Origin of the sequence: Paraburkholderia sp. BL6665CI2N2, from assembly GCF_004366535.1 — a bacterium.
Classification (GTDB): Bacteria; Pseudomonadota; Gammaproteobacteria; order Burkholderiales; family Burkholderiaceae; genus Paraburkholderia.
In genome coordinates this window covers 171,048-185,871 of the sequence record NZ_SORC01000003.1, presented here as the reverse complement: position 1 = coordinate 185,871, position 14,824 = coordinate 171,048, and the positions used below count along the sequence as shown (strand labels likewise).

Genomic DNA, 14,824 nt, shown 5'->3' with positions numbered 1-14,824 from the left:
GGCGCCGCCATGCTGCGCCGGCGCGACTCACAGTACAGGTGCCGTGTGAATGGAATATTCTTGCAACTCGATCTGGGCGACCCGATCAACCGCTTCTTCATGGGGCTCGTGGCGCAATATGGCGACCTGTTCCACCGCATCAGCGCGCTCCTGCTGGGTTATGCGCTCAATCCCGTCGAGACGATGCTCAAGGGTGCGCCGCCGCTTGTCGTGATCGGCGTGGTAGGCGCGATCACGTGGCTCGGTTCGCGCAAGATCGCGCTCACAGTGCTGCTCGCCGCGATGACGTACCTGATAGGCTGCCTCGGGCTATGGGACAAGCTGATGCAGACCTGCGCGATCATGCTGACCGCGATGATACTGACGGTGCTGATCGGCCTCCCGCTCGGTATCGCAATCTCGCGCAGCCGCTGGTTGGCTCGGGTGATCAATCCGATCCTCGACATGATGCAGACACTGCCTTCGTTCGTGTATCTGATTCCGGTCGTGATGCTGTTTGGCCTCGGCCGCGTACCGGCGATCTTCGCTACGATGATTTACGCGTTGCCACCCCTGGTCCGGCTGACCGACCTTGGCTTGCGGCAGGTGCCGGGCGACGTGCTGGAGGCCGCGAGGGCTTTCGGCGCGACACCGGGCCAGCAACTGCTTGCTGTGGAGCTGCCGCTCGCGTTGCCTTCCATTATGGCGGGCATTAACCAGGCCGTGATGATGTCGCTTGCAATGGTCGTCATTGCGTCGATGATCGGTGCGCGCGGACTCGGAGAGGATGTGCTCGCGGGCATCAACAATCTGGATATGGGACAGGGTGTAGTCGGCGGCGTAGCGATCGTGATTCTGGCGATCGTATTCGACCGCATCACCCAGTCGTTCGGCATCGGCAAGCGCGCGCGGCGCGGTCAAAGTGAGAGTCTTCGATGAACATTTCTTCACTGCGCAACATTGTGCGTGGTCTTGAATCTGGCACGGCGCCGCTGAAGAGCGCGGTGCCGTCGGCCATGGAAACCACAAACACGGCGGGGTTCGCTGCTATGGCCGAAACCTCGGCGCTGCTCGAACTGCGCGGGCTTTACAAGGTGTTCGGACCGCATTCACGGCAGATTCGCGAGGCACTTGAACAGGCCCGGGCAGGCATATCCAAGGAACAGATTCTTTCCGCGACCGGGTGCAACGTCGCGGTGCGCGATGTGTCGCTGTCGGTGTATCCGGGTGAGATCTTCGTCATCATGGGGCTTTCGGGTTCGGGCAAGTCGACACTCGTGCGGCACTTCAACCGTCTGGTCGAGCCGACCGCGGGACAACTGCTGTTTCGCGGCACCGACGTACTGAAGCTCAATGCCCGGCAGTTGCGCGAAATGCGGCGCTTCCACATGGGCATGGTCTTTCAGAGCTTTGCACTGCTGCCGCACAAGACCGTGCTGGAGAACGTGACCTTCGGGCGCTGGATTCGTGGCGACGACGCGGCGGCGTCGCGCGAGGCGGCACGCGCGTGGATCAATGGCCGGCTCGGTTTGCGGGGCTACGACGATCGCTATCCGGACGAGCTGTCGGGCGGCATGCGTCAACGTGTCGGGCTGGCCCGTGCGCTCGTTGCCGAACCTGACGTGCTATTGATGGACGAAGCCTTCAGCGCGCTCGATCCGCTGATTCGCGCGGAAATGCAGGACATCCTGCTCGAAATGCAGGCCGACCTGCGGCGCACGATTGTCTTCATCACGCACGATCTGGACGAAGCGATGAAGATCGGCTCGCGTATCGCCATCATGAAGGATGGCGCAGTCATTCAGGTCGGCACACCCGAGCAGATTCGCACGAATCCGGCGAACGACTACGTGCGGCGCTTTGTCGATGCCCGGTGACGCCTGGCTCGTTTCTACACGAATACGCCGCTGATGCGTTCGATGCGCTGTTGAATGCCACGTTGCTATGCGAATGCCGGCGCGTATTCGTGCGGGGCTGGCGCCCGGGTCCGGAAGCGGCAGCACCGCGTGCGGACGTCAGTTTGTATGTTCCGCTCGCGGATTCCCCGTCGACGTTCGACGATCTCGCCGATGTGGTCGATTACGAAGCGGTGTATCACATCCTGCATTTGCATCCTTTCGTAGCTGCGCGGGAATACAGCCGTGCAGTCGCGGCGCACCTGATGAAGGATCCCAGGATCGCTGCCGTGCGGATCGCGATACACTTGCCTTTCGTCGCGCCGGTCGACAGCTATTTTCTACGAGATGCAGATTCAGCGTTTGCGACAGCCGCGACGAGAACCGTGCCTTGACACGGACAAATGGCAGGGCAGGTCTACGAGACCAGGCGCCAGGCACGGCGCCACTTGCACGTACGGTTTTATCGGACCACCGTTTCTGGCACAAGCTGGCGATCGATGCCGTTCTGGTGACATGCGGCAAGCACGGTATTGCGAAGCAGGCAAGCGATCGTCATGGGGCCCACTCCGCCTGGGACCGGCGTAATCGCGCCGGCGCGCGAAGTGGCCGATTTGAAGTCGACATCGCCTACCAGCCGGAACCCTTGCTGTTCCGAACCGGTCCGGTTAATGCCGACGTCGATCACCGTCGCCCCTGGCTTGATCCAGTTCTCATTCACGAGTTCGGCGCGACCTACGGCAACAAACAGGATATCGGCCTGGCGGCAAATTGCTTCGATGTCACGCGTACGCGAGTGCGCGATCGTCACGGTGCAGTTTTCCTGTAATAACAAAACCGCCAGCGGTTTGCCGACAATGTTGGAGCGGCCTACGACCACCGCATGCAAGCCCGCGAGCGACTCGCCTAGCTGTTGTTTCGCGAGCATGACGCAACCCTGCGGCGTACAGGGCACGAGAGCGTGTGGCGCGCCGTTCAGCAGGCCACCGGCATTGAGCGCATGGAAGCCGTCCACGTCTTTTTCAGCCGCGATCGTCGCGATCACCCGTGCTTCGTCGATATGTGCGGGCAGCGGCAATTGCACGAGGATGCCGTGTACCGCGGGGTCGTCATTCAGCGTGCGAACGAGTGCGAGCAACACGTCGCTCGACGTGTCGGGCGGCAAGCGGTGCTCGACGCTGCGAATGCCCGCCTCGCCGGCCTGGCGAACCTTGTTGCGCACATAGACCTGGCTTGCCGGGTCCTCGCCGACCAGCACGACCGCGAGAGCGGGCTGAATGCGATGCAGCCCGGTCAAAGTCGTGACTGCTGCACGGGTGGCCGCATTGAGGCGCGCGGCGCATGCCTTTCCGTCGATGATCATGGGGATGAGGAGTCCAGAAGTAAAAGAGCTGACGCGGTTAGACGCAAGGCCGAATAACAGACCCACACCGTCATGCCTGGCCAGGCAAGAATTCGGACGCGGCGTCGATCAGCCAGTGCACCAGAAAGGCGGCGTAAGAGGCATCGACGTAGACCAGATAGTCGTTGTTGCCCTGATGCAGGAGCATCGTCGGCAAACCGGCGAAGCGTGTCGTCACCACGCGTCCGATGGGACAGGCCACGGAGGAAAAGTCGACTGCGCTGCCTTTGGCAAGCAGCGATGCCGAATCTGCGCCACTCACCAGGAACCCGGTGCGGCTGTCGGAGATGAGCGTGGCCGTCGCGAAGCGGCCGTCGCATGCTGCGCGCAGTGCGCGCAGATGCGCTTGTTCATCGTCGAGCGGGCAGAAATAGAGCCATTCGGTCGGTCCGGACCAGGCAAGACAGGTTTCGCCGCGCGTGGCGAAACGCTCTGGCGTGGGCAGCGCCAGACCCGTGGCGTCGCCAATGGCCTCGGCGAAATCGGCGTCATGAGCATCGCCTTGCAGTCGAACGATGCCGCCAAGCGGCTGTTCGTCGACGCAAAGCGTCGGGCCGCGGACGGGAAACCGCTCAGGTGGCGCCCATTGGCGTGTCACGTAGATTGCTGCTTCGAGCTTAGCCATGCAGACGCTCTCCCTGCGGATCAAAATGGGCGGGCGGCACGACGCGCGCGGTCGTCACTTTGCCCTTGGCATAGATGTGGACCTGCTCGCCGAGGCGAGCGGAGCCGTTGCGCAGAATGCCGAGCCCGATTGCCTTGCCAAGCATCGGACTGATGCAGGCGGCAGTTACGTAACCGTGGGATTTGACCGGCATGTGCGGCGTGGCTTCGTCGATAAAATGGCCGCCCACCGGCAGCGGCACGTCGGGCACTAGCGATTCGAGCCCCACGAACTGGAGGCGCGCGTCGCCACAATCGGCAGCCCGTTGCAACGAGCGGCGCCCAATGAAGTCGGTGGTCTTTTTGTCGATGATCTTGCCCCAGCCAATGTCGAGTGCGTTGGAGCTGCCGTCGGTATCGCTGCCGATATGCAGGTAGCCTTTCTCGGTACGCATGACTTCAAGCGCCTCGATGCCATAGGGTGTGATGCCAAACTCGGCGCCCGCGTTGCTTATGCATTGCCACAAGGACTGCGCGTAACGCGCGGGCACCGACACTTCGAATGTGACCTCGCCGGTAAAACTCGCCCGCAATATGCGGGCGGGCGCACCTGCAAAATGGCCGGAGCGGAACTGCATATGCACGAAGGCGTCTGCGTCGAAATCGATATCCGACTCGATCTTCTGCAGCACCTGGCGCGCCTTGGGACCCGAGACTGTGACGTTAGCCCATTGCGTCGTCACGTTGGTGACGTGTACGCGAAGTTCCGGCCACTCGCACTGCAGATACTCTTCGAAAAGCAGAAAGACCCGTGCGACCGCGCCGCTCGTGGCGTGCACGAGAAAATCATCGTCGGCGAGGCGAACGATAACACCGTCGTCGATGAGGACGCCGTTGTCGTTGCTCAGCATGGCATAGCGCGCAAAGCCCGGCTTGAGCGTTGCCAGATTATTGACGTAGACGCGGTTGAGAAACGCGGCGGCGTCTGGCCCCTTGAGTTCGATCTTGCCGAGCGGCGAGCCGTCGAACAGTCCGACGCCGTGACGCACGGCCAGCACCTCGCGCAGCGTTGCCGTGGCAATCCCTTCGTCTTCGCGCGGATAGTATTCCGGTCTGCGCCAGCCGTAGTCGCCGAAATGCGCCGCCTGTGCCGCGTGCCACGCGTGGGCGGGCAACGTCTGCCACGGCGCGTAACGTTCGCCGACGGTCGGCCCGGCAAACGTGCCGAGCGTGACAGGCTGATAAGGCGGGCGGAACCGGGTCGTGCCGACCTGCGGTATCGGCTTGCCGGTCAATTCCGCCATCACGGCGAGAATATTGAAGTTGCCCGACTTGCCCTGATCGATGCTCATGCCGCCGGTCGTATAGCGCTTCACGTGTTCCACCGACACGTAGTTCTCGCGAAGCGCGAGTTCCACGTCCGACACCTTGACGTCGTATTGAAAATCGAGCCACTGTTTGTCGGTGCGGGCGCCGCGTGTGTACCAGTACGGCTCGATGCGCAACGTCTCGTCGAGGCCGGTATCGACGACAGGCGCGCCGGTCGACAGGTCGTGGGCGCCGCCGGACGGCTCTGCCATTTCCCGGCCGGCGCGCGCTCCGTCGGCGAGGCAGCCGGCCAGTGTGAACTTCCCGTTTGCTGCGCCGACGACGCGCACCTGCTGCTCACAACCGTCCGGCACGAGGCACAGATTCGCTTCGTCGTAGCGCAGCTTGCCGCCGGCCTGGCTGAAAAGATGCACGGTCGGGGTCCAGCCACCCGACATCGCGAGCAGATCGCAGGGAAGGGTGACGATGGCGGCGCCCAGCTGCCCGCCACCGAGGTGTCGTGCGAGTCGTACAGCTGTGATCTTGCGACGGCCTTGAGTGGCGACGATGCCATGTGCCGGATAGTGAGCGATGCCTCGCTCGTGAAGACACTGCTGCAGCTTCTCGTCGACGTTCGCCCGCGTATCGACGACCGAAAGTTCGCGCACGCCGGCTTCGTGCAGATCGATCGCGGTGCGATATGCGTCGTCATGGTTCGTCACGATCACCACGCGCTGACCGCACACAACGCCGAAGCGGTTCACATAGGCCCGTACCGCTGCCGCGAGCATCACGCCGGGGCGGTCATTGTTCGGAAAGACGAGTGGCCGTTCAAGGGCGCCTGTGGCGAGAATGACCGCTGAGGCGCGGATCCGCCACAGGCGCTCACGCAGCGTGCCAGTGCGATCTTGCGCCCGCACGGGAGCGGCAATGCGCTCTGCGGCAGCCAGAAAATTGTTTTCGTAATAGCCGCTGACCGTGGTGCGAGTCAACAGTTGTACGTTCGGTAGTGCCCGCAGTTGCTCCACGACCCGTTCAACCCAACGGCCTGCCGATTCACCGTTGATCCGCATCTGCTCGTGCAGGAGCGCGCCGCCGGGTGCATCTCGATCGTCGACTAGCACCACGCGTACGCCGCGTTGCCCGGCCGCGAGCGCAGCCGAAAGGCCAGCCGGGCCGCCGCCGCAGATCAGCACATCGCAGTGGAGATTGCGCTTCTGATAGGTTTGCGCATCGCGGGAGGTCGGGGCCCTGCCGAGCCCTGCGATTCTGCGTACCACACGCTCATACATATGCCAGTTCGGCCAGATCATCGACTTGTAATAGAACGAAGCCGGCAAGACCCGTTGAAACAAATCGAGCAAGCCGAGCAGATCCCAGCGAACTGAAGGCCACGCGTTCTGGCTGGTGGCGCGCAGGCCTTCATAAAGCATGACCAGGGTGGCACGCGCGTTAGGTTCGTCCAGGCCGCCCGCTTCGAGTTGCACCAGTGCGTTGCATTCCTCGACGCCTGCGCTGAAGACGCCGCGCGGCCGGTGCAGTTTGAAACTGCGGCCCACGATGTCGATTCCGTTAGCCAGTAACGCTGAAGCCAGGGTGTCGCCTTCAAGGCCGACGTAGTGACGTCCGTCGAACGTAAATCCCAGTGGCTTGCGCGCGATTCCCGCTGGCGCATCGTACGGCGCAATGCGCTTACGCTGCTTCATGAATGCCTCCCTGCAAAGTCGTGTCCTGGGCGCTGGCGCGCGCTATCGGCAGGACGCGTGTGATCTTGTGACTGGCGGTATCGCGCTCGATGCCGAACCAGCGGCGGCAGCCGAACGTATGCCGCCAGCGTTCGGGCGCCGGGCCGCGCACGTTGTCGCGCGTGAACAGATAGTCGGCCCAGTCTTCATCACTCAATTGCTGCGGATCACCAGGGCGCGTGCGATCGAACGGACCGCCAAAGGTGAACTCTTCCTCGTCGCGGGTAGTGCCGCAGTAGGGACACGGAATGCGTAACATGCGTCTCTCCCTTCAATGGTCGACGCCAGCTGCGGCCGCTTCGTTGATGAAGCGGCCGCTGGCAAAGCGATCGAGTCCGAATGGTGCGATCAGGTGGTGAGGGCGATCGTTCGCGATGGTGTAAGCGAAGGTGTCGCCACCGGCCGGAATCGCCTTGAAGCCGCCGGTGCCCCAGCCCGTGCTGATGTAGAGGCCGGTCACCGGTGTCTTGCCGACGATGGGACTCGAATCAGGAGAAATGTCAACAATGCCGGCCCACTGGCGCATCAGCTTAAGGCGGCTGAACGAGGGAAAAAGGTTCAGCACCGCGCTCAGCGTATCCTCCAGGGCGGGGAGATTGCCGCGCTGGCCATACGAGGGGTAGCTGTCGGCGCGCCCGCCGATCAGGATTTCGCCGCGATCCGACTGGCTCACATAGGTGTGAACGACCGGCGACACCACCAGTCCGCCCAGTGCTGGCTTGACCGGCTCACTGACCATGGCCTGCAGCACACCGCTGGTGATCGGGAGCGTCATGCCGGCCATTCTCGCGAGCAGCGAAGAATGACCGGCTACTGCGATGGCTACTTTGTCCGCCGCGATCACACCACTTTTCGTCTCGACGCCGCGCACCCGGTTGCCGGAACGCACGATCCCCGTCACCTCGCAGTTCTGCACGATGTCCACGCCGAGCGCGTCGGCGGCACGCGCATAACCCCACGCGACAGCATCATGGCGCGCTACGCCGGCTCGGCGCTGAACGAATCCGCCGAGAATCGGGAAGCGGGCGCCGGCGCTGGTGTCGAGCAAGGGCATGAAGTCCTTGACCTGGCCGATATCCATCATCTGCGCGTCGATGCCCTGCAACTGGATCGAATTCGACCAGCGCTCCAGCATGTCCATCTGATGAGGACTGTGAGCAAGCGTCAGCGCGCCACGCTGGCTTAGCATCACGTTGTAGTTCAGTTCACGGCTCAGGCCTTCATAGAGGCGCAGTGAATGCTCGAAAAAATTGGTACTTTCGGGATAAAAGTAGTTCGAGCGGATCGCCGTTGTGTTGCGCCCCGTATTGCCGCCACCCAGCCAGCCCTTTTCGAGGATGGCGACATTCGTAATGCCATGCTTTTTGGCGAGGTAATAGGCCGTGGCAAGACCTTGCCCGCCGCCACCGATGATCACCACATCGTAGTGCGCCTTGGGCGGGCGGGTGTGCCACGCCGGTGCCCATTTGCGATGCCCCGACAGCGCATGTTTGGCGATAGCCCAGAATGAATATTTTTCCACGCAACACCTCAGGAGCGTGACGCCGGACGGCGTCGCTTACAGAATCACAGTACGATTGCCGTTCAGAAAGATGCGGCCTTCGCTGAACAGACGCACCGCGCTGGCGAGCGCCACCGCCTCCGTGTCCTGGCCAACGAGCACCATGTTTTCCGCCGTATAGGCGTGGTCGATCGGCTTGACTTCCTGCGCGATAATGGGGCCTTCGTCGAGGTCTTCAGTCACATAGTGTGCCGTTGCGCCGATTACCTTGACGCCGCGTTCGTGCGCCTGGTGATACGGCCGTGCCCCCTTGAAGCCAGGCAGGAACGAGTGATGGATATTGATTGCGCGGCCGGCGAGGCGGCGGCTCATGCCGTCGGACAGGATCTGCATGTAGCGGGCGAGTACCAGCAACTCCGCATGCTTTTCGTCGAAAAGATCGAGAATTTTCGCTTCCTGCTCCGCCTTGGTCGCCGGCGTGACCGGAAGATGATGGAAGGGGATGCCATACCATTGGACAAGGCCACGACAATCGTCGTGGTTCGAGACAACCCCGACAATTTCAACCTTGAGTGCGCCCGCCCGCCACTTTGTGAGTAGCAGGTTCAGGCAATGATCGTATCGCGACACGGCGATGAGCACTTTCGGCCGGTAATCCGCGCGCCGGATTGCGAAGCTCATGTCCAGGTCCGACGCGAGTTCAGTCAATGCATCATTCAAATGGTCGATCGAGGATTTCAGCAACTGGTCGTTGAACACCATCCGGGCAAAGAAAGTCCCGGTTTGCGGATCACCGTAATGAAATGACTCGGTGACGAAAGCGCCTTGCTCGAAAAGCAAACCCGAAACCTTCGAGAGGATGCCGAGCCGGTCCGGGCATCGGAAGGTAAACAGGTACTGCACGGAAGAGGAGTCGTTTGCATTGATCATGTTTGCGGTCCTGCCTGGTCCCATGCATATGGGCTGCGATGATTGATAAGCCGCATTGATCCCAAGGGAGCGGCGCTTCCTGGCAGTGACAGGGACGTGCTGGACAACCAGCGCGGTGCAAGACCGGTAACAATTAACAATAAAAAATTATTGTTAGTTGGCGAGGGAAGCGACCGGCGCCGTCTTCATGCGGACGGCATCGGTCGACTTCTCGCAGCCACACCGCAATGTCCCTGACTCTGCGTATGGCGGCAGTATAGGCATCGTGATTCGAATAAAACAATAAAAATTTAATGTTACTTGTTTGTGAATCGTGTCGGCGCCTTTCCTGGTGTGAGGTTTCGCGCGGTGTTACATGGTCCAGATGACAAGGTAGAATGGGCGGATCGCAATCCGAGCCCAGGAAACACAGCGTGCCAACACTTGCATCCCGACCGGCGTCTTCGCGTAGAACGCAGGAAGAGCGTAGTCATGCCACGCAAAGCCGGATCATCCGGTCAGCGCTCCGGTTGCTGGAAAAGAAGGGGATTCAGGGCGCCAATCTGCAGGACATTGCTCGCGGAGCCCGGGTGACACTCGGGGCGTTGCAGCATCACTTCGGCAGCCGGCAGGCACTGATGGAGCGTCTGATCGATGAGGTAATGGCGCCCCTTTCCGACGACAGCAGCGTGTGGCCGTCGCCGGCGCTTCCTCTGGAAGAGCGGGCAAAGGCATTCGTACAGGCGGCGTGGCATTCCATGTACGGCGCGCCGAGCTACGTCGCTGCGTGGAGCCTGTTCTTTGGCTGCAAAGCTTCGCCGGAACTGTTCGCCCGCATCGGGGTCGGCCGTGCACGCAATGACCCCGTATTTTTCGACCGTTTTGTCGAGCATTTCCCCGAAATCGTGGCTTCCTGTCCGGATCCGCGCCATTGTGCCGGCCTCGTATTCGCGAGCCTGCGCGGAATGGGCGTGCTGAACGTATTTACGGTGTCGACTGAAGAAATCGACGGTCAACTGCAAATGCTGAGCTGGATGATTATTCAGGCCGGCACGCCTGCAAAATCTGGCTGCGCGACTGCCCCGAAGCCCGCGCGCAAGTCGCGAAAGGCCGCCGCCTGAAGCCGCAGGTCAGCGGCGCCGATACTTTTGCCAGTCAAAATGACGGGCTCGCCGTCGGGGCGTGGCATGCAAAAACTGATGCAAGGCATTCGCTTTTTTCGATTGCCCCATTTGTTTTGGCTAACTCTAATTCGCTTGCGGGCTAAGCGGACGTCATATGCGACCGCGGGCCGGTTAGGTCATCGCGACATGTAACAGCCGGCGAACAATATCCGCTTGATGGGGGAGGGGCGGGTTAGTCCCGAAATCCGGAATTGATTCGAATCGCCCTTGTCAGGCTAGGTTATTCCGCAGGGACATGACCGAAGAATCCGGACGCCTGACGCATTAGGTTGTCGTAGCAAAAGCCCCGGTCTTGATTTTATAATAAGGATTACATATGAGTAAGAAAATCGCTTTGGCTTGCGCTCTTGTCTTCTGTGGTATGGCCCATGCGCAATCATCGGTGACGCTCTACGGTTTGATCGATGCAGGCATCACCTACACCAACAACCTGACCGGTTCCGTAGGCAACGGCAGCGCGCTGCAGTTTATCTCCGGCTCATCGCAAGGAGACCGCTGGGGACTGAAGGGAGCCGAGGATCTCGGCGGCGGAACCAGGCTGGACTTTGTGCTCGAAAACGGATTCGTGCTCGCCAACGGCAAGCTCGGGCAAGGTGGTCGCATGTTTGGTCTTCAGTCATACGTCGGCTTGTCAGGACCGTGGGGCGCGCTGACCATGGGACGCCAGTATGACCTGATCGGCTGGATCTTCCCGGCCTATGCCGTGGCATCGAATACGCCTGCCGGATTGCTTGCGTGGAGCCTGCCAACCAACGCGGCGGGCGGATACACGCTCGACAACCGCGTGTGGGGCGACGAAGTCGACAATTCGGTCAAGTACATGTCGCCGAATTTTGGTGGATTTTCATTTGGTGCGATGTACGGCTTCGGCAATATCGCTGGCTCGTTAGGGACCAACAGCAGCACCAATTTCTCTGTCAGCTACGATCATGGGCCGTTTAGCGCAACCCTGGCATACATGGCGATTCACAATGTCACGACCTCAGCAAATTCAGTGGAATACGCCGCGGGCACCGCGTATATGATCGGCAAAGTTCGAATATTCGGACTTGTCACCGACGTTCAACTTTCCAGCGGAGCAAAGCAGCGAGCGACAACGTTCGAAGGAGGCGCGGCCTATACGCTGCGACCCGATCTCTCGCTCGCCGCCGGCTATCAGTTCCAGAAGCGGAATAACGACGTGGGAAGCGCGAATCAATTGACGTTGAGCGCGGACTATTTTCTTTCAAAACAGACGGACGTCTATCTCGTTGGCGCGCTTGGCCACGATTACGGATATGGTGCTCAGGTTCAAGCCGGCTATGGGTCAGTATCGAGCACGTCGACTCAGGTTGCGGCGCGCGTAGGTCTGCGCCATAAGTTCTAGCGCCATGCTTTCAACAGGAGCAGTTCGTTGCACCTGGTTTCCGGAACTAGGGAGCGCATTGGAATCTCGTGAGAAACGTGCTGCGTCTGTCGAATCATGCTGTTATCCCATTCTGCTTCGGTGTCCGGCGTAGACCTTTCGTGCGTCCAATCTCGGTCAATCTTACGTTCGGCGACCCTTCCAGCAAGTCCCATAATATCTCGCCGCCTACTTCGGCCCTAGCCTGCATGGCGGCGCGATTTTCAAGGTAACTGAGAGCACAAGCGACGGCACATGCGCTGAGGGCCATGTGGCAAAGTCATGCGGTGGCGCGGTGGGCACTCCGCAGACCCAGCCAACATTTTCGCCTGATACGAGGATCGGTTGCGGCCGGATCCGTCGCCCCCCGAGAGAGGCGTGACGATTTGATGGGATTCATGCGATTCGTGGATGTGCTTCCCCCTCGCAGGGAATACCGACGCGATCGTTGAACTGACCGCGGTGCCGGTCAACGATTGGAGGTCGTCCGTCAAGATCGATGCCTCGGCGCACGCGTAGTGTCCAATAACGTAGACGATTCCGTCCAGACTTCCACCGGTCAGGAGTGTCTCTAGCATCGCCTGTCGAATCTCAGCCGACAGCCCAAAGGGTTTTGTTCCGATAAGGGAATCGAGATGGACGAAAGCGCAATGCCTGGTATTTCTTAAGTTGCAAGCAAGTGGAACTGCTGGGCAGCAGAAGCACGGCGTTCTCCGGCGCCTTTCATCTGCCCTTTCTTGATCATATGCATGACCTTGATGGCGCCCAGAAGAATGCGGGCGCAGCGAAAATTCTTGAGCCCCAGCATGGGTCGCGGCGACGCTTGATCGCTCGATGGTCTTGGTCGGGTAACCGCTCGGACCCATGGGTCGAGGTCACATTGACGACCGCACTAGTTTGAGCAAATGAAACTGGATGCAAGGTTCTGGTCGCCGCCGACGTATTTTGGCCACTGCGGATACTCGCACATTGGCCGAGTACGTCCGGCAGATGGCGGGCTAAGGTCGGTAATCGTCAGATTGCGCGGCTCCGTCCCGTTCGTGACCCAGTTGTCCAGGGCGGTCAGACCGTCGTACGAACCGTTGAACTGGCCGCCGGAACCGTGCGCCGCTCCTGGTACCAGGTAGAACTTAAGAAACTGACTGAGCGGACCCTGACCGAACCGCGATACCAGGCGGTTATAGTAATCAATCGTCAGCTGAGCCGGAATGAACTGATCGGCTTGCCCGTGCTGCAGAATTATCTTGCCGCCGCGACTTTGAAATTGTGTCAAGTCAGTGCTCGTGCTATCCATGAGCGCACTTATGGCCTGGACACGTGCTGTCAGTGGCCCAGGATCCGCAGGGTCGAACCCGAGAATGCTCAAGCTAGGATCGCGAGCAATTGCAAACCTGAGCATATCGTTAGAGAACGTATAGAAAAAAGAAGTTTTGCCGTTCACGCCGGGTTCGATCGTGGCATCGGCAGCCGAGGCGCCCCATGCACCGCTGGACCAGAAGTCCGACCCGGAGAAGACGTTGTATGCCGGGAAAGACCGGATTCCGTTTGCCAGATCAAAACTGGTGCTTAAGGGTGTTCCGGCAGTCGTCACCGTAGCAATCTGCGTGTCGGACAGGCAGGTGTCACCGGTGTCGGCTCCGCCCGGGCAGCGGATGATCTTCGGGTCAAAGACGCAAGCTGACGGGTTACTGATCAGACCATCGGTGGCGCCGTCCAGCGCATCACACTGCTTCATGACCGCTGCCCGAAGTACCGCCCCCTTGGCAGCGTTGACGTATCCGCCCGGGGACAGGAATGCTTTGGAAATTCTGCCCATCTGAAGCCATAGTCCCGTGATTCCGGACGCGGGGTACGTCGCAATAATGCCGTCGTAGTCCATTGGAAACCGCTGCGCAGCGATCAGAGCCTGGCGGCCGCCGCCTGATCCCCCGATGAAATAACTATGGGCAAACGCCGAGCCGTACCGTGCCTTCGCGACGTAGGCTGCAAAGTCGTGCGTTTTCTTAATGTGGTCCACGGAGTAGTTGGCGAGTGCCTCATCATTTGCTGCAAAGGAACCATCGAAGGAGTTTCCGACGTGGCCACCGTCGCTCCCGAAAGTCACATAACCTCTGCGCAATGGGGTTGTAACACCTGCGGGTTCGGCTGAGCGAGAGAACCCATCGACGGGCGCGCCCGCTGTAGCCGGAATGGACCCGTCAAAGCCCCCGCCTCCGAAGTGAACGGACTTGCCGTTAAAGTTGGTCGGCAGGTCGATCTCCACGCGAATATCGGGCGCCTGGAAATCCACCGGATGTATATTGCCGAGCACTTTGCAGTACTCGCCGCTCGTATTACCGGAGGCCGTTGCTGATACGAATGTCGCGGACGAGATGGTCGCTCCGGTCGTGGGCAACCCGATCGAGGCCGGTGGAACGGTCATGCCAGCCAACTCACTGCACATCGATGCGGGCGTTTTTACAGCCGTGCTAGCCAAGCTGGAGTCATTGCCGCCGCCGCAGCCCGCTGTAATCACAGCTGATACCACTGCCAGGGCACTAACAATCGCCCAGGTACGGTCGATTCCTAACCGAGTTTTCATTCACGTCTCCAAATAGTTCTAACCGTGACTTTCCTGCCACGGGTTTATTAATTTTTCGCCTGTTCGAGCCAGTGAATGCAGAAGCAGTGTCAGTCATTTCACGCTCTTAAGCGAGCCTGCGTTCATTTAAGGTACGAGGCGACTCGTTAAGTGTCAAGAAAATCCGAGTTGGGGCAAACCCGTGACTGGCCACCGACTTTCTGCTTCTGATACGCATGGACGCGCCAGAATATGAGTCATCCGCCTGCATGGGAGAGATTCAGCGGGGTTTCGGTCCACATCGAGCGAGGATGCGCTATTTGATTGCGTCCGCGCTGAACTCGCCTGATGTCC

General features: G+C 60.4%; 12 protein-coding genes and 1 pseudogene. 5 read left to right on the top strand and 8 right to left on the bottom strand.

Translation table 11 applies throughout. The annotated features are described in order from the left end of the window. Window positions 1-99: 99 nt before the first annotated feature. The 3 genes from B0G81_RS42275 to B0G81_RS42265 are packed head-to-tail and all read left to right on the top strand — an operon-like array spanning window position 100 to window position 2,269. On the top strand, window positions 100-918 hold the full coding sequence (locus tag B0G81_RS42275; protein WP_106286204.1) for an ABC transporter permease subunit: 819 nt from the start codon (window positions 100-102) through the stop codon (window positions 916-918). Next, complete coding sequence (locus B0G81_RS42270; protein WP_243856927.1) at window positions 915-1,856, top strand: betaine/proline/choline family ABC transporter ATP-binding protein; 942 nt, start codon at window positions 915-917, stop codon at window positions 1,854-1,856. Before B0G81_RS42275 ends, B0G81_RS42270 begins: the two co-directional genes overlap by 4 nt. Next, window positions 1,853-2,269 carry a hypothetical protein gene (locus B0G81_RS42265; RefSeq protein WP_120298538.1) on the top strand — a complete coding sequence of 139 codons (417 nt, stop codon included), beginning with the start codon at window positions 1,853-1,855 and terminating at the stop codon, window positions 2,267-2,269. Before B0G81_RS42270 ends, B0G81_RS42265 begins: the two co-directional genes overlap by 4 nt. Window positions 2,270-2,337: 68 nt before the next feature. On the opposite strand, the gene folD is transcribed toward B0G81_RS42265, so the two are convergent. From folD to purU, 6 genes are all read right to left on the bottom strand, one after another. Next, window positions 2,338-3,237 carry a bifunctional methylenetetrahydrofolate dehydrogenase/methenyltetrahydrofolate cyclohydrolase FolD gene (folD, locus tag B0G81_RS42260; protein WP_120298539.1) on the bottom strand — a complete coding sequence of 300 codons (900 nt, stop codon included), beginning with the start codon at window positions 3,235-3,237 and terminating at the stop codon, window positions 2,338-2,340. A 70-nt stretch (window positions 3,238-3,307) separates the two neighbouring features. After that, window positions 3,308-3,901 carry a sarcosine oxidase subunit gamma family protein gene (locus B0G81_RS42255; RefSeq protein WP_120298540.1) on the bottom strand — a complete coding sequence of 198 codons (594 nt, stop codon included), beginning with the start codon at window positions 3,899-3,901 and terminating at the stop codon, window positions 3,308-3,310. Beyond that, window positions 3,894-6,893 carry a sarcosine oxidase subunit alpha family protein gene (locus B0G81_RS42250; protein WP_134143972.1) on the bottom strand — a complete coding sequence of 1,000 codons (3,000 nt, stop codon included), beginning with the start codon at window positions 6,891-6,893 and terminating at the stop codon, window positions 3,894-3,896. Before B0G81_RS42250 ends, B0G81_RS42255 begins: the two co-directional genes overlap by 8 nt. Further along, window positions 6,880-7,191: a sarcosine oxidase subunit delta gene (locus tag B0G81_RS42245; RefSeq protein ID WP_131240828.1), complete on the bottom strand. Its 312-nt coding sequence runs from the start codon at window positions 7,189-7,191 to the stop codon at window positions 6,880-6,882. The genes B0G81_RS42250 and B0G81_RS42245 overlap by 14 nt, the downstream gene beginning before the upstream one ends. A 12-nt stretch (window positions 7,192-7,203) precedes the next feature. Further along, window positions 7,204-8,454, bottom strand: coding sequence for a sarcosine oxidase subunit beta family protein (locus tag B0G81_RS42240; protein WP_134143971.1), 1,251 nt, complete (start codon window positions 8,452-8,454; stop codon window positions 7,204-7,206). Window positions 8,455-8,490: 36 nt separating this feature from the next. Beyond that, a complete protein-coding gene (gene purU, locus B0G81_RS42235) occupies window positions 8,491-9,363 on the bottom strand; it encodes a formyltetrahydrofolate deformylase (RefSeq protein ID WP_106286186.1) in 873 nt (290 codons plus the stop codon). 413 nt (window positions 9,364-9,776) lie between these two features. Here purU and B0G81_RS42230 point away from each other — a divergent pair, with 413 nt between their 5' ends. After that, a complete protein-coding gene (locus B0G81_RS42230; RefSeq protein WP_243856926.1) occupies window positions 9,777-10,463 on the top strand; it encodes a TetR/AcrR family transcriptional regulator in 687 nt (228 codons plus the stop codon). A 379-nt stretch (window positions 10,464-10,842) separates the two neighbouring features. Then, on the top strand, window positions 10,843-11,892 hold the full coding sequence (locus B0G81_RS42225; protein ID WP_134143970.1) for a porin: 1,050 nt from the start codon (window positions 10,843-10,845) through the stop codon (window positions 11,890-11,892). Between the two features lie 682 nt (window positions 11,893-12,574). On the opposite strand, the pseudogene B0G81_RS42220 reads toward B0G81_RS42225, so the two are convergent. Next, a pseudogene (locus B0G81_RS42220) lies at window positions 12,575-12,762 on the bottom strand (IS6 family transposase); the annotation flags it as partial. 40 nt (window positions 12,763-12,802) lie between these two features. Continuing rightward, window positions 12,803-14,491, bottom strand: a complete 1,689-nt coding sequence (locus B0G81_RS42215) for a tannase/feruloyl esterase family alpha/beta hydrolase (protein ID WP_134143969.1) — start codon at window positions 14,489-14,491, stop codon at window positions 12,803-12,805. Window positions 14,492-14,824: the final 333 nt, after the last annotated feature.

Excerpts from the sequence above, each read along its gene's own strand:
- B0G81_RS42270 (WP_243856927.1), top strand. The coding sequence starts at position 915 with ATGAACATTTCTTCACTGCGCAACATTGTGCGTGGTCTTGAATCTGGC.
- B0G81_RS42275 (WP_106286204.1), top strand. The coding sequence starts at position 100 with ATGGGGCTCGTGGCGCAATATGGCGACCTGTTCCACCGCATCAGCGCG.
- B0G81_RS42255 (WP_120298540.1), bottom strand. The coding sequence starts at position 3,901 with ATGGCTAAGCTCGAAGCAGCAATCTACGTGACACGCCAATGGGCGCCA.
- B0G81_RS42245 (WP_131240828.1), bottom strand. The coding sequence starts at position 7,191 with ATGTTACGCATTCCGTGTCCCTACTGCGGCACTACCCGCGACGAGGAA.
- B0G81_RS42250 (WP_134143972.1), bottom strand. The coding sequence starts at position 6,893 with ATGAAGCAGCGTAAGCGCATTGCGCCGTACGATGCGCCAGCGGGAATC.
- B0G81_RS42215 (WP_134143969.1), bottom strand. The coding sequence starts at position 14,491 with ATGAAAACTCGGTTAGGAATCGACCGTACCTGGGCGATTGTTAGTGCC.
- folD (WP_120298539.1), bottom strand. The coding sequence starts at position 3,237 with ATGATCATCGACGGAAAGGCATGCGCCGCGCGCCTCAATGCGGCCACC.
- B0G81_RS42225 (WP_134143970.1), top strand. The coding sequence starts at position 10,843 with ATGAGTAAGAAAATCGCTTTGGCTTGCGCTCTTGTCTTCTGTGGTATG.
- purU (WP_106286186.1), bottom strand. The coding sequence starts at position 9,363 with ATGATCAATGCAAACGACTCCTCTTCCGTGCAGTACCTGTTTACCTTC.